The organism is Haloimpatiens massiliensis, assembly GCF_900184255.1.
GTDB classification, from domain to species: Bacteria; Bacillota; Clostridia; order Clostridiales; family Clostridiaceae; genus Haloimpatiens; species Haloimpatiens massiliensis.
On the sequence record NZ_LT854640.1, the window covers coordinates 2007244 to 2033319 of the forward strand.

The following is a 26076-nucleotide window of genomic DNA, read 5'->3' on the forward strand; positions in this document are numbered from 1 at the left end:
TATGCCAAGTAAATTTACTAATCATATTGTATCCATTAATGATGAACTTTACAATTACTTAAATGATGTAAATTATGGAATGAGTAAACCTCAATTTCATCATATATCCACTATTATTAATGGATTAATAAATTTAGATGGCACTAAATCTTTATTAAAGATTTCAGAATATATACTAGCTGCTAAAAGCAGCAGTTCCATATATAGATTTTTGAGTAACTCTAAATGGGACGATAGTCTCATAGATAGAAATCGTATTAATTATTTAAAACTACATTTTAATAAACTCATAAAGCCTAAATCCGTAGGATTCTTAGTTATAGATGATACTGTTAATCCAAAAACTCAAGCAAAGAAGATGCAAGGATTAAGCTATAATCATTGCCATACAGAAGGTAAAAATCTTTGGTCCCACTGTGTAGTTACTTCTAATTTTGTAGCAGAGGATATGTCTATTCCGCTAAACTATAAGTCTTATTTTAACGAAGAAAACTGCAAAAATCATAATAAAAAATTTATGAGTAAACCAGATATAGCTTTAGGTTTTATTAATTCTTTTGAAAAACCTTCTAACTGCGATAAAATATATTGTCTTACTGATAGTTGGTACACTAGCGAAAAGTTAATTAATGGTTGTATTTTAAAAGGTTTTAACTTTATTGGGGCTTTAAAATCTAATAGAAAAATCTCTCCATTAGGAATTTCAATGCAAATTAAGGAATTTGCTAAATATATAAATCCATCTACCTTAGATGTAGTTACCGTCGAAGGTAAGGATTATAGAGTATATAAATACGAAGGCAAAGTTTCAAAGATTGAAAATGCATTAGCCTTAATTTGCTATGAAGTTGATGGGGACAGCTTTAAAGAACCAGTATATCTAATGTCTACAGACATAGAACTTAGTAATAAAGCTATAATAAAATACTATCTATATAGATGGAACATTGAAACTAATTACAAATATCTTAAAACACACTTAGGTTTTGACGAATATAAAGTTCAATGTATACTCTCTATCGAGAGGTATTTTCTACTTACATTTTTAGCAATCAATTTTTTAGAGATTTATAGATTATATAATCCTAAAAAACTTGAAACCATTGGTGATACTATAAAGTCTATAAAAAGCCTATCGGCTAAAGAATTGGTGCGTTTTGTTTATGAGGAAGCTAAAAATGATATACCTTTAGACACAATACTTGCTGAATTAAAATTAGTTTCTTAAAAAATTTTGTAAGTTACTTATAGGGAAAGTATAGAATTAAATGCTGTAACTATATTCCTATTAAAGAACTTACATCTATATTTGGGTTTTTAGCTTTTAAAATTAAAGAAGTTAAGTAGTAATAAACTTTTTATGTCAGGATAATTTTTATTATTTTCCCAATTAGATATAGTTTGACGAGATACAAATATCTTTTGGGCTAATTCATCCTGTGAAAGCTTCATTTCATTTCTATATTTCTTTATCTGGTTACCAATCTCCATATAATGTCCTCCTGCACCATCAGTCTATAACCTTGAACACTTTTTCACTATCAAAAGTATTTGATACTTCATATTTTCTGCATGTCAAAAGTATTTGACAGTGTATAATTTCTATTTTTTTATATTATAAACTTGTATTTATTATAACATAATCTCTTTTTCACCATCTAAATATTTATCTAAACTATAAATTAAGATTTATACAAACAACTGCCTTACGGCAAAATGAATTGAATTTGGGTTATTATTTTATTTTGATAAGTATCATATAACTTTTCGAAAGGCTACGCCTAAAAAAATATTATAAGCACTTTTTTTACATTTAAAGATTTTCCGTAACGTAGTGGAGGAAAATCCCCCTTTAGTAGGCTCTCCCCCCACAAAGTAAGTACTCTGTAACTGAAAAAACTGACTTTAATGGAGTGATAAAATTGAAATTTAGGACTATTGAACTAGCTTTAGAACTTCTTTGTTTTGAAATTTAAAGTCCCGTTAAGAAGCCTTCATTGCTTGAGCGAGGAACGAGTGAGTTTGAAGGCTTTAGGGGCTTTAAATTTCAAAACATTTAGAAGTTCTTAGCGTATTGTTCACAGTCCAAAATTTCAATTTTATCACGGAATTAAAGTCAGTTTTTTCCCACGGTACTTACTTCACAATATATGCTTAATATCCTAGTTCTTTGTTTACAATAATAACTTTAACTCTTCCTTTATTTCCAAGATTCTGTTTTCCCATAACCACATAATGGCTGCAAATTCTTCCTGGTGCACTACAGTCTACACAATGTCCAACCTTTGTGCATGGGTTATCCTTATTAAGTCTTTTAGCATTTATAGGAGCCGCATAATTTTTAACTCTCTCCTCTGCTTCCCTTAAATCTTTAACTATTTTGTTTATACCTACTATAACTATTACCTGATCCGGTCCATAAATCATAGCAGCTACTCTATTTCCATTTCCATCTATGTTAAATAGTTCTCCTGATTCAGTTAAAGCATTAGTAGAAGAAAAATATGAATCTGCAAAAAAGCTTTCTCTATAAATTTTTTTTATATCCTCTCCATTTAATCCTTCTTCATATCTATCTAGAAATTTATATTTACCATTTCTTAAGAATTCTATAATTCCTGTTTCAAATAATGTCATGGAACCGCCCACTGATACTGTAGAACCCTCATGTACAATTCCTTTTATCTTTTCTATAAGCTCTTTTTCATCTTGAACAAAATAACCTTCCATATTATTTTTTTCTAGATTTTCTATAGTCTTTGCTACCCTTTGTTCCATAAACCACTTAACATTTTTATCCATAATATCATACCTCCTACAATTCATATACTATAAGATACCTAACTTTATGTAAAATAAATTACACTATAATATAAAGAACTGCTACTGAAATAATTTTGAAAATTTCAGTAGCAGATCATTTATATAATTTTTAATAGACTACTCACCTAATTTAGCAAATCTCTTTACACCTTTTGAACTTATTATAACATATAGAACTAAATCTATTATGCCAAAAAGTCCTACTATTAATAATATAGTATATAATAAATCTAATTCAAATTTTATTACTAAAAACATTAAGGCTCCTATAGTTACCCAGGAAATTATCATTTCAAATAATGCATTTAAGTTTTGCTTTACTGCTTGCTGTTCATTTTCCCAATTTAACTTAGGATGGTATAAATCAATTAATATACCAAGCATATTCACATAAGCTATAGCTAGAAATGATAAAATTATTATTATTATGATGAGTTTTGCAGGTACTTTAATTATAATTCCTGCAATTATGAGCATTATAAGTTCTGCAACAAACCCCATAATAGATCCTGATAAAATTTTAGCCATTATTTGAGTTTTAAAAGATACTGGTATATACTTGCAAACATATATATCTTTTCCTTCCCTAGATATTGCTGTAGATGTTATACCATTGGTTCCTGCAACAAAAATTACTATTGAAAAAGCTACTGCTATTACCAATCCACCAATAGCTGGATTATTAAGACGCTGCCCAAAAGTTGAAAGCTCTTTAATTTGTAAATTTGAATTTACTGCCATTGGAATTATAAAAAACACTGGCCATAAAAAATTCATTAATATACAGTTATAAAAATATATTGGAGTTCTAAATAATAATTTTAATTCTTTTTTGGTGTAAGACATTAAAGTTGATTGTTTTATTGTAGTTTTACTAAACTCCTTAGAACTTAATTTTTTTCTCTTTGAAGAGGTTTCTGAAATACCAATAGCTCCCTTAAAGTATAATTTCTCTGCTATAATATTAAATATAAACATTGAAAGTATACTTATACAAAGGAATATAAGTAAATTTAAAATCCCACTTACATTATCACTATTTATAGCGCTAAAAGCTGCAAATTTAGTCGAAGGGAATATTTTGGTTACTATATTTACAAACCCATTATTCCTTTCCATTATCATTTGATTTAACTTTTCAGGCTCTAATGAATTTTGACTAATTTTTTGCATATATGAATTCATGAACAATATTAAAATTAATCCCAAAATCCCACCTATTTTTCTAAACCTATCCTTATTTTTTGCCAAACCAGTAAAACTCATAATTAACATTACTATTATTGATGAAATAACTAATGGTACTATAGGTAATGTTAAAAATACAATTGTACTATATAAGTAATATAAAACTGATGCCCCACTCTTTACTCCGTATACTACTATTATTGGAACCATAAATATAGCTTCTGTTAAATATTCATATATTAAAATTGTTACAAATTTTGCTGTTACAATTTCCCAAGGTTTAAAAGGTAATGGTAAAATATTCTCTACATCCCTAGCAAAATACATGGTATTTATACAATAAAATATTCCAAAGAAAAATATTAATAAACTAGCTATTGCAAAGCCTATGCCTAGTATAATACCTTGCTGATTGATAACTTGTAATCCCTCATAGAAATTAGATACCATATCTCCTATCATAAAGGCTAAAGGTAAAAATGCTATTATAAGAATTAAATACATAAGTTTTTCATTAAGTTTAAATTTGCTTTTTTTCTTATTCTGCTGAAATCCTTCTTTATTAGTTTTTAAAAATAACTTTATTAAAAGCCAACATTTACTCATTTTCAGTCATCTCCAAGAACATTTTTTCAAGAGATTCATTTTCTTTAAAATGTTCTCTCATTTCTTCTAATGTGCCGCAGAATAAGATTTTACCCTTGTTTATTATAGCAACTCTATCACATATTTTTTCTGCTACCTCTAAAACGTGAGTAGAGAAAAATACTGTTTTGCCTGAATTAGCATGTTCCCTCATCATTTCTTTTAATAAATAAGAAGATTTTGGGTCTAATCCTGTCATAGGTTCGTCTAATATCCACACTTCTGGATTATGTATTAGAACACCCATTATAACAATCTTCTGTCTCATACCATGTGAGTAACTTTGAATTTGGTCATTTAAGGCGGCTTCCATTTGGAATCTTTCACTTAAACTTTTTATTCTCTCTTTTCTATCCTCTGCAGAAACATCATAAGCATCTGCCATAAAATTAAGATATTCTATTCCTTTTAATCTTAAAAACATATCTGGGCTATCTGGTACAAATCCAAATATTTTTTTAGCTTTTAGTGGTTCATTTCCTATATCTATACCATTTATTTTTATGTTTCCATCAGTAGATGACAATATACCTGTTATCATCTTAATTGTAGTGGTTTTTCCTGCACCATTAGGTCCTAAAAATCCGAATATCTCACCATCTTTTATATTCAAATTTAGGTCTTTTACAGCATAAGCACTGCCATTATAAGTTTTACTTACCCCCATTAATTCTATCATTTTTAAAACGCCTCCTTTTATTTAAATTATTACTTTGTTAAGAATTTATAAACATTATATTAAAAATCTACCATAAAATCAAGTGCATTTTACATTTAAAAGAGTTATATAATACCCTTTTAAATGTTTAGTGTTATTCTTTCTTGTGATTTCTTCGTTTTTCTCCATGGCTCAAGTATATTTAAAAACCCTATTAACACTATAGAATCTATCAAAACATCAATCTTGCTAAAGTCACTGCCATAATTATTGCTGTTAAATCTGCAAAAATAGCTGCCCATAGTGTATGCCTTATTTTTTTTATTTTTACTGCGCCATAATAAACTGTAAGTGTATAAAATATGGTTTCCGTAGAACCCATAACTATGGATGCTACTAATCCTATATAACTATCTGCTCCATATCTCTTTAAAATGTCTGTAAACACTCCTAAAGCTCCACTACCAGAAAGAGGCTTAACCATTACTAGTGGTACCACCTCTGGTGGAAGACCTATTATTTTAACTACTGGCCTTACAATACTAATAAAAGCCTCCAAAAGCCTTGAGTCTGTAAAAACTCCCACTGCTATTAACATTGCCAACAAATATGGAAATATCTTCACACATATACTTATACCATCTTTAGCTCCCTCAACAAAACATTCATAAACCTTAACCCCATTTTTCATACCATATATAACTATAAGACCTATAACTATAGGTATTATTGATTTTATAACATAATCCACTTTCACACCTCCAAGTATAGAGGGCTAGTATTATTGCTCCCTATCCACTATAATTGCGCCCTAGTCCCTTATTTTCAGTTTTAAATTTCTAAAAATATCTTTGAAGTACTTTGCAGCAAATACACCCCACCACTGCGGCAGTACCTGTGGCTATTATGGCTGGTATCATTATGCTAGCAGGATTTTGAGAATTAGCTGCAGCTCTTATGGAGATTACTGAGGTGGGGACTATTTGAATACATGCTGCATTTAGTACTAAAAAGAGAGCCATATCATCACTAGCTCTGTGTTTGTCTGGATTTAACCTTTGCATATCTTCCATAGCTTTAATTCCAAAAGGAGTAGCTGCATTGGAAAGTCCCATCATATTTGCAGTTAAATTCATAATTATATTTCCTAAAGCTTTTTCATCTCTTCCTGCACTTTTAAATAATTTTTTAAGTATAGGCCTTAATCCTTTTGCCAGCTTATCCGTAAGCCCGCTTTCTTGAGCTATTCTCATAACTCCACACCAAAGACACATCATACCTACTAGTCTAATCATAAGCTCTACTGTGGAATATGTAGTTTTTACAATGGATTTTGATATAACTTCCCCATTTCCCGTGACTATTCCAAACACTATACTAGAAACTAAAATAATAAACCAAATTATATTTATCAAAACTTACACTCCCTATATATTCTTTGCATAATAATGTATATTCCAGTTCCTATGATTTGAGAATTGAAATTAAATGATTTTAACAAAGTATACAAATAAAGAAACTTAGTGATAAAACCACTAAGTTTCTTTATTTCAAACTAATATAATTTTCATTTGCTACACTACTATATCTTTTCTCACAAACACCAAATGACTTATGCCATAGCAAACTACAATCCATACTAAAAGAAGTATAATTGAAAATTTAAATGTTATAAAGTCCACTGATAAATAATCATTCATTTTACCCGTTATAATATCTAAGCTATCATGATATGTTGGAAATAAAAATATCAGTAGCTTATCTAATACTGTAGCTGGTTTTAAGCGTTCTATAGTATATGTTTTTAAATTTATAATAGCGTGAGTAAATCCTATAAAAATTAACGATAAAGTTAAGGAAACACTGGTATTTTCAATAATTGTAGACAAAAGAAAACAAAACGCTATACTAGCAGTTACCCCTAAAGTTTGTATGATTAACATTCTAACTATTAAGCTTCCTGTAGAAATCAAAGTGCCACTGCCTACATAAGGTACTACTGCACCTCTAACTTCTGCAATATGTGCTGCATCCACAATTCTGTATTTTACGTCTACTAAAACTGGTATTGAAGGATCTCCAAAACTAAATAATACTCCTATTAAAAGAAAGTTAATAAACTCTATTATTAAAATCACTACATTTACAGTTACTACAACTACTATAAACTTAGATAATATTACTTTCCATCTCTTCACTGGTTTTGTAAGTAAAAACTTTATAGTTGGAGGTTTATTTTCTCCTGAGACCACATGGGAAACCATTATTCCAACCATAATTAAAAGCCCAAATACTCCCAAAAGTCTAAGTTCATCAGGGAACGTACTAAAACTAGTTATATTTTCATCATAATCGTAGGGTATATTATTCTCTAAATAGTACCTCTTTATCCTAATATTGGATAGTTCTGAATGTTTGGCACTGGGATGTAAGTATGGATTTCTCTTAAGGTTATCTTGAGAAAATTTTATATCCTCATGAAGTTTTTGCTGCCAAGGTATGCTTTTATCTGCATGCATTTCCATAACTTTTAAAAATGCTTTCTCTTCTCGTAAAATTTTTTCATAAGCACTATTAACAGAGGAAGATGCCCCTTTATATTTTTTAAGATTTCCCTGTTCTTCTAATTTATTAATATATTTCTTTCTTGCCTTTATTCCATTTTGTACTCCAACTCTCTTAGGCATTAAAAATGCAGTAAGCATAAGGCATAACGTACAGTTTGCAATCATGAGCCCCATTGCCACAAGAAACTTCTTACTTCTTATAAATTTTTTAAATTCAATCCCCATAATTGTAAACATTTAATCCCCCCTTGTACAATATTCTTTTCTCAAAATACATATGTATAAGCTTTTAAGGTACCATATAATGTACCCAAATAACGTTATTTGTACAACTTAACTTTCTACTGTGACTTTTCTATAATATACTCAAATCACAATATGCTTTTTCTTAAGTAAATAGAGGTTATGACCAAAAAACTACCCCCTATAAAATACAAATACCAATTCCTAAATAAGGACTTATATTTGTATATATTCAATAACTAAGACTATTAAGAAACTTTATCCTATACAAACTACATTATCAGCTATTTTTTCAAATTCTTCATCATGGGTAATCAAAACTATTATTTTATTTTCTTTAATTTTCAAGAGTATTTCCTTTAATTTTTCTTTAGATTTTACATCTAAAGCAGAAGTAGGTTCATCCATAATAATTAGTTGTCCCTCTTTCCCCAGTGCTCTACTTATTACAATCTTTTGTCTCTCTCCCCTGATAAATTGCTGTTATTGGAATTAAATATTAATGGATGCATCAGATATAATCTTTAAAGTAAAATCCCCCAAATTAAAACTATCACTATTTACTCTATTACTTAAATACATTACTTCTTGTTCTTTAAAAAAATTTGTAGGTAACTTTATTATATGAGAGGTTAAGTTCTTTATCATATCCAAAGTTATTCTATTAGCAATCTTATTTCTAAGATATCTACTTAGATAAGAAGATATAGTTTCCACTACTGCTATTACTATAAAAGCATAAAATATATTCATCCATATATCTTTATAACTAACCAAACTATCAATATAATCCCCCCAAATTTTAGGTACAAAAAAAGATGATAAAGTTGCTAGAATTAAAAATATCCCAAATAACAGTAAATTAACCTTATATTTTTTTAGATACCTTGACATTGTTTTAAACAAATGCACCACCCCATTAATAAATTCAATTATACAATTAATTCAAACAGTAAATTAAAGCAACATATAAAATATCCCATTGCTGTATACAATATATTAATATTTACAATTAATAGTATATCACACTTTCACTCAGTGAAGTGTGATAATATTCATAATATTCAAGCTCATTTCTGAAGAAAATCACATTTTAAGAACATTGTGATGTAAGTGTCATAAGAAAAATCTGTCTTTAAGTCCACAATAAATATATTTTTTAAGACTGTTCGCAATACGCCAAGAAATTCTAATGTTTTCAAATTTTAATACCCTAAAACTTTCAAACTCGCTTCTAACGGCGCTCAAACATGAAAGTTTCTTAACGGGTATTGAAATTTGAAAACAAAGAATTTCTAAGGCTAGCTCAATAGTCTAAAAAAATATATTTATTGTTACCTTAAAGACAGATTTTTCGGTTCATGCATAAGCTATCAAAGGAGGGAGACAGCTAACTATAAGGATGATTTTCCTCCGCTATGCTACAGAAAATCTTTAATTAAATAAAAAATATATAAATACAATAATTTGATAATAAAAACTATAATTACACTATTAATCGAATAATTATAGCTTTTTCTTTTAAGCCTTTACAATTTTTTATTGGCGGCAGCCAGTCTAAATATTAAAGCTAAGACTTATACAAGCCAGTGCCTTATAGCAAAATATATTAAATTTTATTCAATATTTTATTTTAATAATTAGTGGTTCATTAGTTTTTAATCAAAGTAACTAATTATATCTCCCAATTAGTCAAAGTATTATTAATAACTGGAATTTAAGTCCTAAACGAAAGGCTACGCCTAAAAAGATTATGGGAGCATTTTTATTTGTTTTATAAATTAAAGATTTTCCGTAACGTAGTGGAGGAAAATCATCCTTTAGTAGGCTTCTCCTCTGAAACCACATACATATTAAGCTAAAAATCTGATTTTAATGTAGTAATAAATGTGGAATTGGGGACTATTGAACTAGCCTTAGAACTTCTTATGTCTCACAGTTAAAGACCCGTTAAGAAGCTTTCATGTTTGAACGAGGAACGAGTGAGTTTGAAAGCTTTAGGGTCTTTAACTGTGAGACATTTAGAAGTTCTTGGCGTATTGTGAACAGTCCCAAATTACACATTTATTACGGAATTAAAATCAGATTTTTCTTCAATATATTATGTCACAATTTATGCTATATAAAACTATTTTTATAAATTTTATATACGTCTTCTCTCTTAACTTCATAAGGGTGATTTTTAAGCTTAGCTTTATTGCTTATCATGCTGTCTGTATAATTATTTATTTCCTCATCACCTATAGAAATTTCACAATATAAAAGAGTTCTTAAATAATCTCCAAATTCATTTAAATCTCTCATGCCCATTAAATTAAGTATAATGTCAACTTTTTCTTTATCTTCACAGAAACCTAAGTACTCTTTAAGTAAAAGTCCATTAGCCCTGCCATGAGGTATATTGTGGAAATATGTAAGTGCATATCCCATACCATGAGGAAGAGATGTACCAGATTGAGCTATAACCATTCCCCCTAAAGTAGACATTAACATAAGTTTTTCTCTTATTTCATAAGAAAACTCTTTTTTGTATAATGCATCTTTGCAAGCTTTAAATAATGTAAGCCCCTGCTTTGCTAAAGCATCACTTATTATATTGGCATTGGCAGATAAATACCCTTCTATTATGTGAGATAAAGCATCTATTCCAGTATTTATAGTAATGTTATCTGGTGTTTCCATGAGATACTTAGCATCTAAAAGGGCAATTTTAGGGAATACCCTATGAGAAAAACCTTTCTTAGTCTTCTCCTTATGATTTGTAAAAATAGCATATTGAGTAACTTCTGAACCTGTACCCGCAGTGGTTGGTATGGCTATTACAGGAATGGATTCCATTGGTGTTTTTGAGTATAAATCTTCCTTTTTAGCTTGTGGATTGTTTATTAAAACGCCAATACCCTTAGCTGAATCTAATGGAGAACCCCCTCCTATACCTATTATAAAATCTACATTTTCCTCTTTTCCTATTTTGGCTCCTTCCTCAGCTAATTCCATAGGTGGATTTTCTTCTATCTTATCAAAAATAAAGTATTCTATATTTTCTTCTTTTAAAACCTTAGTTAAGTCATCTAAAGAACCATTTTTCTTTGCAGAATTTTTTCCTGTAACAATAAGAGCTTTTTCACCAAATCCCTTAAATATATCCTTCTTTTTTTCTACTATATTTTCTCCATAAAAAATCTTTGTAGGCATGAAATAATTAAAATCCTTCATAATTTTAACCCCCTTCGTAATAATTAATTTAATCTGTATGAAAATTATAACATTTGCAAATCTCTACTACCACATATTTTCATTTTAAATTAAAAGTAAATTCCACCTCAATTGAGCATCGTAATCAACAATTTTTAATTTTAATAAACAGGTATAAAATAATTATTTTTGTTAAAAATAGTATTGAAATAACTTGGGAGGTGGAATATTTGGATTACTCTAGAGCAAAACAAATTATAAATGCCAAAAACAATATACCTGTATATTATAAAAATACCCCTATATGGATAGAGGAATTAGATAAAGATAAAGGTACAGCAGAAGTTAAGAACTTAAATACAGATAATTACATGGTAGTTCCTGTAAAAACTCTAAATGAATTAAATTTAAAGTAATTTGTCCTTCCAGAGATGTAGGGTTAATTTTCTCTATATTTCTATAATATTAATATATAACATTTTATAAATAAAAAAGGTATTGAAATCTTAAATTCTCAATACCCTTTTTATTTATTAATATAAACTATCTAAATTCATCCTAATTTATTCTAGACTAATTTTTCTTTTAACACAAATATTTTGTAAATCTTCAAAACATAAACTTCGTAAATCCTCTACTTGCACATCCGCTAAACTCAAATCTTGATTTCCAGAATTTTTATTTATAAAACCTACACAATTTATATTTGCCCTTTTAGCAGCTATAACCCCTTTATTTGAATCCTCTATAATAACAGCTTCCTCTGGTTTTACCTTAAAATAATCTAACGCTACTAGGAATATTTGTGGGTCTGGTTTACTCTTAGTAAAATTTTCTCCACTTAATACCAAATCAAAGTATTCTTTAATTTGAAGTTTATCTAAAATTAAATTTATAAAACTCATTGGTGAAGACGATGCTAATGCCGTTTTTATTCCATTTTCCTTTAACTCTTTTAATAACTCCACTACTCCTTTTATAGGTTCCGCTCCATTTTCATTATAATATTTCACATTTTGCAGTAATTGTTGTTTGGTTAAATCCTCCACTGTATCTTTTAAATTATATTTTTCTTTTAAATCACTCCAAATATCCTTATTGCTTTTTCCGATTAAGTCCATGCATTCTTCATCAGTTAAATTTATTCCATATTTCTTGTATGTAGCTAAAGATATTTTATGATGTACAGGTTCACTATCTATTATAACGCCATCCATATCCCATATAACTAATTTAATCAAAAATATACCCCCTTATTTAGCTATTCTTCTCGAGTACATTAATATATTCTTCAACTCTCCCAGTTATAAAATTATTATTTATATTTCATTTATTCATCTAATGTAGAACTTAAAAATTATGTGCGAAAGTTGAGTATATTATTTTAATCCCATGTTTATTAATGATTATAATACATCTATACTCATTATACCATAATTTTACCCAACAAAAAAGCCGGCCTAAAGGCCAGCTCTTTTATTAAAAAATTGAGGAAGATTATTGGGATGTGTTCTTATATATTAATTTTGGGGATTACTATTATTTAAAATATCTGTTCAATAAACCTTTGAATGCACAACCGTGACGAGCTTCATCTTTGCACATTTCATGAACTGTATCATGTATTGCATCATAATTTAACTTTTTAGCAAGTGTTGCTAAGTCTTTCTTACCTTGACATGCTCCATGCTCTGCATCTACTCTCATTTGTAAGTTTTCCTTAGTACTATTTGTTACAACTTCTCCAAGTAATTCAGCAAATTTAGCAGCATGTTCAGCTTCTTCAAAAGCTATTCTCTTATATGCTTCTGCTACTTCTGGGAAACCCTCTCTATCAGCTTGTCTACTCATTGCAAGGTACATACCAACTTCTGTACATTCTCCAGTAAAGTTTGCTCTCAATCCTTCTATCACTTCTGGATCTACATCTTTAGCTACTCCTATTACATGTTCATCTGCCCAAGACATTTCATCCTTTTTCTCTACAAATTTATCTTTTGCTGCTCCACATATAGGGCATTTTTCTGGGGCTTCTTCTCCTTCATAAACATATCCACATACTGTACAAACAAATTTTTTCATAACTAAATTCCTCCTATCAAATTCCATTTATATTTAATATTTATTTGGTTTTAATTTTTTCTTTGTTTATTACCAACCTTATGACCTTATTATATAATCTTTAATATTGTTTGTCAACTACTTTTTAATATTTATTAATAATAATTATTATTTATTTTAAATACTTATTTTTACTATTTATTATTTTTATCTTCTTCAGCTATATATCTATTCTAGTTGCCATTTCATTTATATTATCACATCTCATATCCTTAGATAACATTGATAATTTTATAATCTTTTTATCACTAAAAATAGTTTCTATTTCTTCTAAATACTTTAATTCCATATTTTTTTTATTAAGCCAAAACTCTTCCTTTATATTTGTCGGAAGCAGCCTATTCACTATAAGAGTATCCACAGTTATGCCATATTTTTTCAATATATTTACTGCTTTCTTAGTTTCCTCTATAGGAAGTCTCTCTGCATTTAGTACATATATAAAGTTTAATTTATTACCCTCTAATAATATATCCTTAGCCCTATCTATACTTTCCTTTCTCCTATTTAATACATTTAATATAGGATCACTGCTAAAACTTTTTTTATTTATCTTTCCATTACTTTCAGCCATGCTGGAAAGTTTTAATATCTTTTCTCTTTTGCCAATTAATAACTTTATCCAATCACCTAATAACTCTGGAAGTGATAAAAGCCTAATAGTATGACCTGTAGGTGCTGTATCAAATACTATATAATCATACTCCTTTGATTTTTCATTTATTATATTTATCATTTTATCAAATATAGCTGATTCCTGAGTGCCCGGTGAAATATATGCAGCATCTAATTGGCTATTTATTTCCTTTAATATAACAGGACTTACTATATTCTTAAGATTCACCTTTATACTATTTATGTATTTTTCACTTTCATAATCCCCATCTATTTCTAAAGCATCTAAATTGTCCTGCAAATTTACAATTTCTTTTCCTATACTCTTTCCAAATATATCTGAAATAGAATGTGCTGGATCTGTAGATACCAATAAGGTCCTTTTTCCTTGAGTAGCTAAGCGCAATGCATAAGCTGAAGAGCAAGTGGTTTTACCTACCCCTCCCTTTCCTGCGAAAAAAAATAATTTATCCATTATAACACCTACCTTAATTACTAAATTAATTAATACTTAACTGAACTTTCTCATATAAAATTCAATCTATTCATTATTTTTAATTTAAAATTTAAAATAAAAATTGAAATTACTGGAAAATTTCTTAAGTTTATATTTAAAAACTCCTAAAGAAGTTTTATCCTTTAATTTTCAATTAACTTAGGCACATTCAAATAAATAATAAGTCAGTATGCTAGTCTATTTTGCATCATACTGCGTCATCAGAACCCACCGATACTCCTACTAGCGGCGGAACCTATTTCCTTGTCTAACACAAAATATACCAGCATCTTTGACTTGTTATTTATTTTCATGTACCTTATACATGTTCACTAAGCATCTAAATCATAATTTCCCCACTTTTCTGCCCATATACTTTTTCTATCATTCATTCTTCTCTGCCAATTTTCCATATCTTCTGCAATATAGGGAAGAAGTTCTAATGTATAATAATTTATAGAAAGAGGCACTCCTAAAAGATCACTAAAACACAATAATATGAAATTATCCATCTCTTCACTAGCTTCTTTTTGAAGTATAGCCCTAGACTTTCTATTAAAATCTGTGGCACCTTGAAAAAACAACTTTAAATTTTGCATAAACTCTTTTAATTTTTCTTCTTTCATTATAACTACCTCCATTCTATAAATTATATTTTTGAATACTATACTCAACTTTCGCACATAAAGTTCAAGCTCTACATTAGATTAATAAGGGTTTTTAATTCAAAATTTAGAATGTAAAATAAGCTATATAAAAAATTTTTATATATGAATAAATGAGGCTGTCGCATTAAAGAATTCACATACAATATATTGTTTTGCAAGTTTAAATTTAGCACAATATATAGTAGGATTTATTCTTAGTGCGACAGCTCCACTTAAGTTAGGCACATTCAAATAAATAACAAGTCAGTATGCTAGTCTATTTTGCATCATACTACGTCAGCAGAACCCGCCAATAGTACTACCAAAGGCGGAACCTGTTTCCTTGTCTGGTACAAAATATACCAGCATCTTTAACTTGTTATTTCTTTTCATGTACCTTAAGCTTTAAAAATTATTATTACCCTTTAAAATTTTCCTCTACAGAAGCATTCTTATTATTTAAGGATTTTATAGCCTCTACTATTAATACTATAGATAAAATAGTTAATAGTACTGAGAATATTAATAAAACACCATACTTACTAAATTGACCCGCTACTACCAATTTTAAATTATCTTTTATCATTAACCCCAATGCAGCTAAAGTTACCGCAAACATAAATATCATTGGTATAGTAGCCATTTTGTGCTCCTTGCCGCATTTCTTTAACCATACTGCTAGTGATAATAAGGCAAGTGCTGCCAATAATTGATTTGCTGAACCAAATAGTGGCCATATTGCTTCCCAGCCCTTAAATGTCAATACACCACCAAGTACCACAGTTACTGCAGTAGAAACAAATCTATTAGTTAAAGGATTAGCTTTTCCATCAGAAGTTTTATAAGACTCGAAGAATTCTTGGAATATAAATCTTCCAAGTCTTGTAGCTGTATCTAAACTAGTTAATGCAAAAGCTGAAATTGCAAGAGCAGTAAAGCTTTTTCCTGCCTTAAGTGGTATTCCAAAACTAGACATGAAAGTTCCGAGGCCTGTGGAGAATACATTTACAGGACCACCATCTTTAAGAAGCACTGAAAGCTCTCCCTTAGAGATATATGCTGCTGTTATAATTGCAACTACTGCTAAAACTCCTTCAATAAGCATGGACCCATAACCTATAAGTTTTACATCATGTTCATTATCCAGTTGTTTAGAAGATGTTCCTGAGCCAACCAAAGAGTGAAATCCTGATATAGCACCACAGGCAACTGTTACAAATAGCATAGGGAATAAATATTGCCCCCCAACATTAAAAGATGTTACAGGTGCTAATTTAATATCTGGATGCATTATTACTATTCCAATAAATCCGCCAATCATCATGGCATATAGTAAAAATGAGTTTAAGTAATCTCTAGGTTGTAATAATATCCATACTGGTGTTACAGATGCAATAAATATATAAATTAATAGTATTATAAGCCATGTAGACTTTGATAGGCTAAGAGGAAATTTCATTCCAAGCCATATACATGCAAATAACAAGATAACTCCTATTACAGTACTTACTCCAAGCCCAAATCCTCTTCTATAAACACACACTCCAAATACAATTGCTAAAACCATAAATAATAAAGAAGAACTTGCTGCTGATGGAACTGATACAAATGTATTTGCACATATATTAGTAAATGCTGCTACTACCAACAATAGTGTAAGCCACGCAAAAATAGCAAACAACCTTTTACCTCTTTTTCCCATAGTATGTTCTATAACTTCACCTACAGATTTACCTTCATATCTTACAGAAGTAAACAATGAACCCATATCATGAACGCCACCAAAAAATATACTACCAATAACTATCCATAAAAACACAGGTACCCAGCCAAATATAGATGCAGCAATAGGTCCTACTATAGGTCCTGCACCTGCTATAGATGCAAAATGATGACCTAACAATATCGGAGCCTTAGCTGGCACATAGTCAACACCATCATTTCTTGTGTGAGCTGGTGTAGGTCTATTAGAATCCACTCCCCACTTCTTTAAGAGCCATCCACCATAAGACTTATAAGCTAGTAAAAATATTATTATTGCACTTACAATTAAAACAATAGAATTCATTAAATAAGCCCCCTCTTCTATTTAATTTTTAAATACAAAATAAAACTTCTTTCTATCCTCCTCCCCATATTTATTAGTGTATATATCCCAAGTTTCAGGATTAACAAAAATAAGTTTAGTATTGACCCATCCTTTTATACCCCAAAAGAAACTTTTGTAATATCTAAACTTTTGTATAGCTTTTATGGTTTCTTTATCTAATATAATATTTCCACACAATATAAAAGTTATAGTGCTACTCATATGTTCTTCATGTACCTTAACTATATCTTCTATGTTTTTCTGAATAAAATCTCTTATTTTGAGTAAATCTTCCTTATTTAAATTTTCTACATTTTTATAAAAAATATATTCATTATTTTCAAAAGCATAAATTTCACTTTTTTTCATCAATATATATTTGGAGGTCCTATTATTGAATTTAGCCAACATTTCGAATTTTCTGTCATTTAATATTATATTAAAACTTACATCATAATATGTTTTAAGCCTTTCACTTAGCTTCCTCATATATTCTACATTATTCATTTTAATACACCCCATTATGTATACATCTATATAATTATTATACCACTATTACATTTTATTACAATATACTTATAAGAGCTTATGAATAAGTAATTTAAAATCTTACTTTAATGTGAGACACTTTTTCATATAAAATTTAAATTTTCGGTGGAAAAATGGTGGAAGAATGGTGGAAAAACGATATATTTTTATTTTCTTTTCCCTAAAAAAAATCCCCATGCGTATCACGCACAGGGTACACCACAAGGGATGCATCAAGATAACCTCAAATAAAAAAAGTTGCAATTAAAAGTTCTTTCTCTATATTAATTCAATATAGACTAATATTATCCTGCCATTTGTTCATTTTTTGCTTCTGACTTTTTAATTTCATTTGCAACATAGTTTGTCAAATCAACTACTCTTGCTGAATATCCCCATTCATTGTCATACCATGCTGCTACTTTTACCATGTTCTCTCCGATTACCATAGTAGATAAAGCATCTACTATAGTAGATCTGTCATCGCCTTTATAATCAACTGAAACAAGTGGCTCGTCTGAGAAACCAAGAATTCCTTTTAATTCTTTTTGAGAAGCTTCTTTAAATGCTGCATTTATCTCCTCAGCTGTTGCATTTTTCTTAATTTCACAAACTAAATCTGTAATTGAAACTGTTGGAGTTGGTACTCTTAAAGCAAAACCATTTAGTTTACCTTTTAATTGTGGTAAAACTTTTGCCACAGCTTTTGCTGCTCCTGTAGTTGTAGGTATAATAGATTCTGAAGCTGCTCTAGCTCTTCTTAAATCTTTATGAGTTTTATCTAATATTCTTTGATCGTTAGTATATGAGTGTATAGTTGTCATTAAACCCTTTACAATGCCAAACTTCTCATCAAGTATTTTTGCTACTGGTGCCAAACAGTTAGTTGTACAAGAAGCATTTGATATTATATGATGTAAATCATTTTCATAAGATTTTTCATTAACTCCCATTACTATAGTTACATCTTCTGCTCCATCCTTAGCTGGTGCTGTTAATATAACCTTTTTAGCTCCTGCTTCTATATGTCCATTAAGTTGTTCTCTTGTTTTAAACTTTCCAGTAGACTCTATAACAATATCTACATTTAACTTTTCCCATGGTAAATCCTTTGGTTCATCTTCGTGTAATATTTTAATTTCTCTTCCATTTATTATTATTGAATTTTCTTTTGCCTCCACATCCCCATTAAATCTTCCAAAGCATGAATCATATTTAAATAAGTGAGCTAATGTCTCTGTATTAGCTCTGGCATTTACAGCTACTATTTCTATATCATTATTTAATTTTTCTTCAGCAATTCTTAGCACTGTTCTTCCTATTCTTCCAAATCCGTTAATACCTACTCTTATTTTCATTTATATGTCCCCCCATACTTTTATATGTAATATACAATATTCTTTTACGCTCTAAATGTTGTATACTTTTAACTAAATGTTATATATTATTTATATTAATTTTCTAATTATTTGTCAATGATTATATTTATATATATATCCTTATCTAATTAATTTACATGGACCTATATCTTTATATCTTCTTTTTACTATAAAAATTGTATACTACTTAAAATTAGTCGTCATATATTCAATCACATATATGCATTAGAGTACCACAATTAGGCTTATAATTTCTAAAATTGATAATTCACCTCTACTTTAATATGCAATACTATTTAATGTAAAATTTAAAATTCAGAATACAAAATGAATGTATAAATTTTAAATCCTACATTTTCAAATTTAACAGTGTAGTTGTATATTATAAATTACAGTTTATTGCTTATTATTTATTGCAAGCAAATACATATAGTGTTATTATTATTTTTGTGCATTTATACACGGCTATATATGGTAATGTACTCCATATTCTATTAAAAGTGAAAATACTACTAATTAAACTTTTTTATATAAATTTTTAAGTTTTGATTAGAATAAAAATCGCTATTTTAAATGAAGAACTTTATTTATATATGCTATAAAATCGAATTGGAGGGTCATTTATGACTATAAGAGAAATGATGAAGTATATTGAAAGTGAATATCAGATAATAAACTCCACTCCTTGTGAAATATGTGGTGGAAATTTCATTACAGATTCCATAGGATTAAATATAATAAATTCTTTCCCTTTCGATGTTTGCCAATGTGTATGCGAAGATTGTGGACATAAAAAAACATTTAAATTCTCTTCACCCTTTGCTTTTTCTGATGAAGAAAATTTAAATGCATTTAAAAAAGATATGAATTAGTAGCTACTAATTTTTCTTTATTAATATATATATACCAATTATTATCAAAGCAGCTGGTAAAAAATATGCACTTATAGCGGATTTTATTAAATGATGTATTTCTGTTCCTTCAAAAGCTTTATTTAATACAGCTATAGTTCCAAATAATATGAGCACCCAACCTAATATATTAAATTTATTTTTTGTAACTGCTGCTTTATTTCCGCTATTATAGTTTTCATTATTCATATTAAAAGCACTCTCTTTAAATCCTTTACTGAATACAAAACCATCCTGAACATACTCCCCCCTATTAATTTTACCTGCAATTTTATAGGTATCACTAAAGGTGTATATCCAAAATATAAGCTTTACTATTCCTGCTAAAAATCCTATGCCTACAAATCTAAATACTGGATCTATTAATAAAAATATAGCTAGCGCTTCAATACCTTTCTCCATTAAACCCAAATACATATACCCAACTCCAGGTATTAATGCACATATAAAAGTTACTAAATCATTTTTCCTCTCCACTTATATCACTCCTCATTTTTAACATTTATTATTCCATTATTTATATCAATCTTCAAAAGTCCATCACCATTTCCTAATACCTTAGATATACCTGAGTTTACCTTCTTTTCATCGTTAAACTTGCAAACTCCATTATTTATATCCGTATCCATTTTAAAATTTTCATCCTCAGTTTTCATTGTAATGGTTGCATTAGATGCATCTATCTTTATATTATTGCACTTTTTATTTTTCAAATTTACCTTTCCATTGGAAATATCAATTACACTTTTTTTAATATCTCCTTCTAAGTCTATATTACAATTGGAGCCATCTATATCAATATCACCATTAAAGTCATCGCCCTCAATGTCTAAATTGGTTCCATTTACTTTCACATACATGCCCTCTGGCACATATATGGTCCCTTCTACTCCATTTACAAATGCCTCTGGAAAATTTATCTTATACCCATCACTTTCTTTATCCGCATGTATGTCATACTTTTTAATGGCTTTGTACCTATCTACATACACCTCTAGATCTAAAAGCACTTCCTTTGCCTTAGAATTTTTAACCTTAAGTTTAGAGTTAGGTAAATCAAGTTTTAACTCTTTACCATAGTCTTCTAAAGATTTATTTACCTTAATTCTTTTATACTTATTTTTATCCATACTAAATTTATCTACATTCATAACTATATCATTTTTAAAATATTCCTTAAATCTTTCTCCAATACTTCCACTACCATACCTTAAATAATTAAAACCATTTGTGGCTATAAAAAGTATTATTATAGGTATTATTAAATAGTTAAATCCTGTTTTTTTATTTTCTTTGACTTCTTTCCTCCCTACATACAACACTTCTAATCCCAATAGTATAAACAATAGTGGCCACCATTTAAATATCTCTATAGCTAAAGAGTAATTCACATTACTTATAGCTAACCATACACCATAAAATATAAGTGCTAGTGCAATAGTTATTGTCCCTGTTCTCTTCATACCTTCTTACCTCCACTTTAATATTTATCAAAATAATTTCTATACTAATTTCTATTAATATTAATATTAATATGCTAAATTCTTAAGCTTATTATTTTTAACATGTATTTCATATTATTATTCTATATTATTAACTTTTTTCCTCCAAAATGAATAATTATAAATAAATGTGTCAATACTATCTATGAAGTCAAAATTTAAACCAAATGCCCCCATTATATTTTAAGGATAATTAGCCCCCACTAATTATCCTTTTTTTATTATCTTTAGATACATGAAAATAAATAACAACTCAAAGATGCCGGTATATTTTGTTTCAGACAAGGAAGCAGGTTCCGCCGCTAGTAGAACTATCGGTGGGTTCTACTGACGCAGTATGACGCAAAATAGACTAGCATACTGAATTGTTATTTATTTGAATGTGCCTCAAATAGAAATCACCTACTATGTAGATATGTTTAAAAATATTAAATATAAAAAATACTTCGCTTTGATAAAATAGATATGTTTTCGTCATCCAATCTAAAATCAAAGGAAGTATAGTCCAAAACGTACAACGATAGTTTAACATATATTAAGTAAAAATGTAAATATTATATATTAATGATTAACCCACAATAAGGTACAATGTGGTGGAATTATGAAATTTCTCCTCCATGACTTGCATAAAAGCTCGGAACAATAAATTTAATTTAAGAAATTCTAATCTTTTAGCCATATAAAATTATCTAACGCTCACATTCAGCGTCCTGCCTCAGGTTCGCTAGCCTGGCGTCCTTGCCAGACTTACGATAATTTTATCTGTCTAAAAAAAGAATTTCTAAAATTAAATTTAAACAGTTCCTTCGCTTCTTATGCAAGTCATTCCAGAGAAATTTCATAATTCAAGTAATATAATGCTTTTTGTGGGTTAATCATATTAATTTATTATAAAAAGTATTTTAATTATCACTTTAGATATCCCTAAAATAAAACTTTTATTGATAAAAATTAATATAAATATTAAAATTATAAATAACAAAGATTAATAAAGTAATTCTTAGCTTCAGCCAACTTTTACTTTTTAAAAAATATCTCACAATATCCCTGAAGCTTAGAATGATTTTTATCTAAAGTTGTGTCTACTCTTATCCTCAACTTATATAGGATGGCATGTTAGAATTACTAGACATGATTCAAATTAATAGCAAGGAGATTTTTTATGGGTAATAAAATTCTTATAATAGAAGATGAAAAAAAGTTATCGAATATAATGGGATTATACCTTCAGAAAGAAGGCTACTCTGTAGATTTCGCTTACGATGGGTATGAAGGTGAAACAAAAATTCAAGAAGGAAACTACAATTTAATAATATTAGATATAATGATGCCCAAAAAAGATGGATGGTCTCTACTGCGAAAAGCTAAAAGTAAAGAAAATCCACCTTCAGTTATATTAACAACTGCTAGAGGTGAGGAAGAAGATAGAATATTTGGTTTTGAACTAGGAGCTGATGACTACATGGTAAAACCACTCAGCATGAGAGAACTTGTACTTAGAGTAAATCTTAGGATAAAATCTCCTAAAAACTCTTCATCAAACTTATCCACAATAACTTTAGATAATTTATCCATAGAAGTAGAAAATAGAACTGTATATCAAAATAATAAAGTAATACCTCTAACCCCTAAAGAATTTGATCTTCTCTTATTTTTAATAAATAATCCAAATCAAGTATTTAAAAGGGACCAGCTTTTAGATAAAGTATGGGGATATGATTTTATGGGTGACACAAGAACTGTAGATACCCATGTTAAAAAATTAAGAGAAAAATTAGTATTTTGTGATAAAAAACTAAAAACAGTTTGGGGTGTAGGTTATAAATTGGATTCATAGTTTATTATCATATTTACGAAAGGAGATTATATAGAAGCTTCTCAGTTTCTAGCATGAAAAATGAAAAATAGTAAAATAACTAAAAAATTAATAAAATATTTCTTATTTACTATAACCTTAGTAGTATTTGTATGCTTTTTAATCAGCAGCTCTTTTATATCAAAGCTCTATAGAAAGCAGCAATATAAAAGCCTAAAAACCAGCGGTGAAGAAATATATGAAAGTTTAAAAAACAATACTCCTATTGAAGAACTTCAAAGTAATGCTGTTCTAATTACCAATTCTTCAATTATTCCTCTTACTAAATCTAAAATGGGCGTAGTAAATATGATTAAATTCATGGATATTGAAAACATTCATGGTGAAGGCATACTTAATACCAAAAGTGGTGAATCCTTTTTAATGTATAAATTAGAGACACCTCTAGGTGATATAATAACCTTTCAAAATGCCGCTCCCTATTCGGAATTTTTAAAAATAATATACATAGTACTTATCTCAGTATTTATTATAGCCATTATAATTTCTATACCAATTTTTTATTTCTTAGGAAGAAAATTTACCAAACCCATATTACAATTAAAAAATATTTCTAATGAAATTGCAAAAGGCAATTTTGAAATAATGGAACCCATAAATACTGGCGATGAAATTGAAGAATTATATTCTAGTATTAATAATATGTCTAATAGACTAAAAGAAAAACATTCTTTTCAGAAGAAATTTATAGCAAATATTTCACATGACTTTAGAACACCCCTAAGCATAATAAGAAACTATAGTGAAGCTATTTCTGACGGGATACTCTCAGAAAATGAAGTGACTAACTATTCAAAGGAAATAATAAATGAAGTAGATAAATTAAATACTATGGTAATAGATTTATTAGAAATATCTAAACTTCAAGAAGGTAAACTTAAATTAACCCTAAATAAAATAGATATTAGAGTTTTCTTAAAACACTGTGTAGAAAGTTTTATGACTATAAGTAAAGAAAAGAACATTGACCTTGTTTTAACTTCTCATCCTATAGAAGTAGTAATGGATGAAAAATATATGTACCGAGTAATGTATAATTTTATAAATAACGCTATTAAGTTTTCAAATAAAAATTCATCAATAGAAATTTCTTCTATAAAAATGTCTGAAGGTGTTAAAGTTTCCGTAAAAGATTACGGCATTGGAATACCTCAAAATATTATAAGTGATATTTGGTATAGATATTATAAGGATTCCCAAAGTGGTGGAATAGGCTTAGGACTACCTATATGTAAAGAAATACTAGAGCAGCATAACTTTAAATATGGTGTTGAAAGTAAAGAAAATGAAGGCACCACATTTTATTTCATAATCCCAAACTAACATATATTGGGACGGAATACATTGAAAAAAAATCTGTCTTTAAGGTAACAACAAATATATTTTTTTAGACTATTGAGCTAGCCTTAGAAATTTTTTGTTTTCAAATTTCAATACCCGTTAAGAAGCTTTCATGTTTGAGCGCCGTTAGAAGCGAGTTTGAAAGCTTTAAGGGATTGAAATTTGAAAACATTAGAATTTCTTGGCGTATTGCAAGCAGTCTTAAAAAATATATTTATTGCGGACTTAAAGACAGATTTTTCTTATTGTACTTACCTGACAATTTTCCTATCTTGTTAATTTTAATATAGCATTCTCTTAAAAATATTCATACCTGTAAAGCCTGGAACACAAATTCTTCTAACTTTAAAACACTCATTATCTGTATTGCAATAACCCATATGAGTTGTAACAGCCATTTCATAACCACACTTTTTAGCTGCTTTTATTGTATCATTATTATATCTTCCATAAGGATAAGCTAAAAATTTTACATTATTGTTAATAAGTTTTTCTATCTTTGCCTTTGATAAACTCAAATCTTGTAATTGTTCATCATAGGATAACTTGTCTAACTTTCTATGTTTAGATGTATGGCACTGAATGTCTATGCCATTTTCCTGCATCTCTCTAAGTTCCTTTAAACTAGAATAAATTGTACTACTACCTTTTGTTATATAATCAGCCACAACAAATATTGTAGCCTTTAAATCTAATTCTTTTAATATAGGATATGCATTAACATAGTTGTCCTTATATCCATCATCAAAAGTTATGACTACTGCCTTATCTGGAAATTGTTTATCTTTAGAAATATAATAGTACACTTGATCCAAAGTTAAAGTTTCATAACCATTATCTTTTATGTATTGCATTTGTTTTCTAAATTTATTCTTGTCCACTTTAAAAAATCCATTTTTATTATCAGATATAGAATGATACATTAATATCGGTATTGAATATTTATAGGCTTCATCAGCCTTTTTTTTACTTGTCTTACCTATTATTCTTAAAAAAGGTTCTGCTATCCTTCCATTTAATAACATAATAAATAGTAAGCCAAACACTGTTATCTTAAATATAACACTCTTATTTTTAAATTTCATAATATTTACTCCTAGCATTTATGTATTTATTTTTAGACAAGCATATAATATATTATAACACATTAAAAAATACGCTTAAAAATTTTAAGCAACTATATATTTATAACATTAATATCTAAAAAAAATGCTTTGTTTATCCGATAGCTATCTCCCGTAATACTCCTCTC

25 protein-coding genes are annotated in these 26076 nt (G+C 28.5%); 5 read left to right on the forward strand and 20 right to left on the reverse strand.

The features are described from left to right. Position 1: 1 nt before the first annotated feature. A complete protein-coding gene (locus tag C1715_RS17625; protein ID WP_102399121.1) occupies positions 2 to 1228 on the forward strand; it encodes an IS701 family transposase in 1227 nt (408 codons plus the stop codon). Positions 1229 to 1317: 89 nt separating this feature from the next. Here the strand turns inward: C1715_RS17625 and C1715_RS17630 are convergent, their stop codons facing one another. The 10 genes from C1715_RS17630 to C1715_RS17670 form a co-directional block, all read right to left on the reverse strand. Continuing rightward, positions 1318 to 1491 carry a helix-turn-helix domain-containing protein gene (locus C1715_RS17630; RefSeq protein ID WP_102401653.1) on the reverse strand — a complete coding sequence of 58 codons (174 nt, stop codon included), beginning with the start codon at positions 1489 to 1491 and terminating at the stop codon, positions 1318 to 1320. A gap of 663 nt (positions 1492 to 2154) precedes the next feature. Then, complete coding sequence (locus C1715_RS17635) at positions 2155 to 2802, reverse strand: lactate utilization protein (RefSeq protein WP_102401654.1); 648 nt, start codon at positions 2800 to 2802, stop codon at positions 2155 to 2157. Between the two features lie 138 nt (positions 2803 to 2940). Then, complete coding sequence (locus tag C1715_RS17640; protein ID WP_102401655.1) at positions 2941 to 4617, reverse strand: putative ABC transporter permease subunit; 1677 nt, start codon at positions 4615 to 4617, stop codon at positions 2941 to 2943. Further along, complete coding sequence (locus C1715_RS17645) at positions 4610 to 5335, reverse strand: ABC transporter ATP-binding protein (protein WP_102401656.1); 726 nt, start codon at positions 5333 to 5335, stop codon at positions 4610 to 4612. The genes C1715_RS17640 and C1715_RS17645 overlap by 8 nt, the downstream gene beginning before the upstream one ends. A gap of 211 nt (positions 5336 to 5546) precedes the next feature. Further along, positions 5547 to 6065 carry a spore maturation protein gene (locus C1715_RS17650; RefSeq protein ID WP_102401657.1) on the reverse strand — a complete coding sequence of 173 codons (519 nt, stop codon included), beginning with the start codon at positions 6063 to 6065 and terminating at the stop codon, positions 5547 to 5549. Between the two features lie 88 nt (positions 6066 to 6153). Continuing rightward, a complete protein-coding gene (locus tag C1715_RS17655; RefSeq protein ID WP_102401658.1) occupies positions 6154 to 6729 on the reverse strand; it encodes a nucleoside recognition domain-containing protein in 576 nt (191 codons plus the stop codon). Positions 6730 to 6888: 159 nt separating this feature from the next. Beyond that, positions 6889 to 8118 (reverse strand): ABC transporter permease subunit, encoded by a 1230-nt coding sequence (locus C1715_RS17660; protein ID WP_102401659.1) that lies wholly within the window; start codon positions 8116 to 8118, stop codon positions 6889 to 6891. 264 nt (positions 8119 to 8382) lie between these two features. Continuing rightward, entirely contained in the window at positions 8383 to 8532 is a 150-nt protein-coding gene (locus C1715_RS19570) for a P-loop NTPase family protein (RefSeq protein ID WP_180964132.1), read from the reverse strand. A gap of 84 nt (positions 8533 to 8616) precedes the next feature. After that, on the reverse strand, positions 8617 to 9018 hold the full coding sequence (locus C1715_RS17665) for an ABC transporter transmembrane domain-containing protein (RefSeq protein ID WP_180964133.1): 402 nt from the start codon (positions 9016 to 9018) through the stop codon (positions 8617 to 8619). 1224 nt (positions 9019 to 10242) lie between these two features. Then, entirely contained in the window at positions 10243 to 11340 is a 1098-nt protein-coding gene (locus C1715_RS17670) for an iron-containing alcohol dehydrogenase family protein (protein WP_102401661.1), read from the reverse strand. A gap of 209 nt (positions 11341 to 11549) precedes the next feature. Here C1715_RS17670 and C1715_RS17675 point away from each other — a divergent pair, with 209 nt between their 5' ends. Then, the gene (locus C1715_RS17675) at positions 11550 to 11735 is read left to right on the forward strand and encodes an H-type small acid-soluble spore protein (RefSeq protein WP_102401662.1); all 186 of its coding nucleotides are present in this window, start codon (positions 11550 to 11552) and stop codon (positions 11733 to 11735) included. A 147-nt stretch (positions 11736 to 11882) separates the two neighbouring features. Here C1715_RS17675 and C1715_RS17680 read toward each other — a convergent pair whose 3' ends face one another. From C1715_RS17680 to gap, 7 genes are all read right to left on the reverse strand, one after another. Then, a complete protein-coding gene (locus C1715_RS17680; protein ID WP_102401663.1) occupies positions 11883 to 12560 on the reverse strand; it encodes an HAD family hydrolase in 678 nt (225 codons plus the stop codon). A gap of 298 nt (positions 12561 to 12858) precedes the next feature. Further along, a complete protein-coding gene (locus C1715_RS17685; protein WP_102401664.1) occupies positions 12859 to 13401 on the reverse strand; it encodes an NADH peroxidase in 543 nt (180 codons plus the stop codon). Between the two features lie 199 nt (positions 13402 to 13600). Then, complete coding sequence (locus tag C1715_RS17690; protein ID WP_102401665.1) at positions 13601 to 14530, reverse strand: ArsA family ATPase; 930 nt, start codon at positions 14528 to 14530, stop codon at positions 13601 to 13603. A gap of 353 nt (positions 14531 to 14883) precedes the next feature. Beyond that, positions 14884 to 15177 carry a DUF7990 family protein gene (locus tag C1715_RS17695; RefSeq protein WP_102401666.1) on the reverse strand — a complete coding sequence of 98 codons (294 nt, stop codon included), beginning with the start codon at positions 15175 to 15177 and terminating at the stop codon, positions 14884 to 14886. A 439-nt stretch (positions 15178 to 15616) separates the two neighbouring features. After that, positions 15617 to 17266: a carbon starvation CstA family protein gene (locus tag C1715_RS17700; RefSeq protein WP_102401667.1), complete on the reverse strand. Its 1650-nt coding sequence runs from the start codon at positions 17264 to 17266 to the stop codon at positions 15617 to 15619. Between the two features lie 21 nt (positions 17267 to 17287). Next, positions 17288 to 17794, reverse strand: a complete 507-nt coding sequence (locus C1715_RS17705; protein ID WP_102401668.1) for a DUF8052 family protein — start codon at positions 17792 to 17794, stop codon at positions 17288 to 17290. 326 nt (positions 17795 to 18120) lie between these two features. Then, positions 18121 to 19173, reverse strand: a complete 1053-nt coding sequence (gap, locus tag C1715_RS17710) for a type I glyceraldehyde-3-phosphate dehydrogenase (RefSeq protein ID WP_102401669.1) — start codon at positions 19171 to 19173, stop codon at positions 18121 to 18123. A gap of 644 nt (positions 19174 to 19817) precedes the next feature. Between gap and C1715_RS17715 the strand changes: the two genes are divergently transcribed. Then, on the forward strand, positions 19818 to 20066 hold the full coding sequence (locus C1715_RS17715) for a metal-binding protein (protein WP_102401670.1): 249 nt from the start codon (positions 19818 to 19820) through the stop codon (positions 20064 to 20066). 6 nt (positions 20067 to 20072) lie between these two features. Here C1715_RS17715 and C1715_RS17720 read toward each other — a convergent pair whose 3' ends face one another. Together C1715_RS17720 and C1715_RS17725 are read right to left on the reverse strand one after the other, a co-directional pair. Beyond that, on the reverse strand, positions 20073 to 20582 hold the full coding sequence (locus C1715_RS17720; RefSeq protein WP_102401671.1) for a hypothetical protein: 510 nt from the start codon (positions 20580 to 20582) through the stop codon (positions 20073 to 20075). Positions 20583 to 20587: 5 nt separating this feature from the next. After that, positions 20588 to 21568, reverse strand: coding sequence for a LiaI-LiaF-like domain-containing protein (locus C1715_RS17725; RefSeq protein ID WP_102401672.1), 981 nt, complete (start codon positions 21566 to 21568; stop codon positions 20588 to 20590). A 1201-nt stretch (positions 21569 to 22769) separates the two neighbouring features. Between C1715_RS17725 and C1715_RS17730 the strand changes: the two genes are divergently transcribed. Together C1715_RS17730 and C1715_RS17735 are read left to right on the forward strand one after the other, a co-directional pair. Beyond that, positions 22770 to 23444: a response regulator transcription factor gene (locus C1715_RS17730; RefSeq protein WP_102401673.1), complete on the forward strand. Its 675-nt coding sequence runs from the start codon at positions 22770 to 22772 to the stop codon at positions 23442 to 23444. Positions 23445 to 23504: 60 nt separating this feature from the next. Beyond that, positions 23505 to 24806, forward strand: a complete 1302-nt coding sequence (locus C1715_RS17735; protein ID WP_102401674.1) for a sensor histidine kinase — start codon at positions 23505 to 23507, stop codon at positions 24804 to 24806. A gap of 299 nt (positions 24807 to 25105) precedes the next feature. Here the strand turns inward: C1715_RS17735 and C1715_RS17740 are convergent, their stop codons facing one another. Further along, positions 25106 to 25909, reverse strand: coding sequence for a polysaccharide deacetylase family protein (locus tag C1715_RS17740; protein ID WP_180964134.1), 804 nt, complete (start codon positions 25907 to 25909; stop codon positions 25106 to 25108). Between the last annotated feature and the right edge of the window lie 167 nt (positions 25910 to 26076).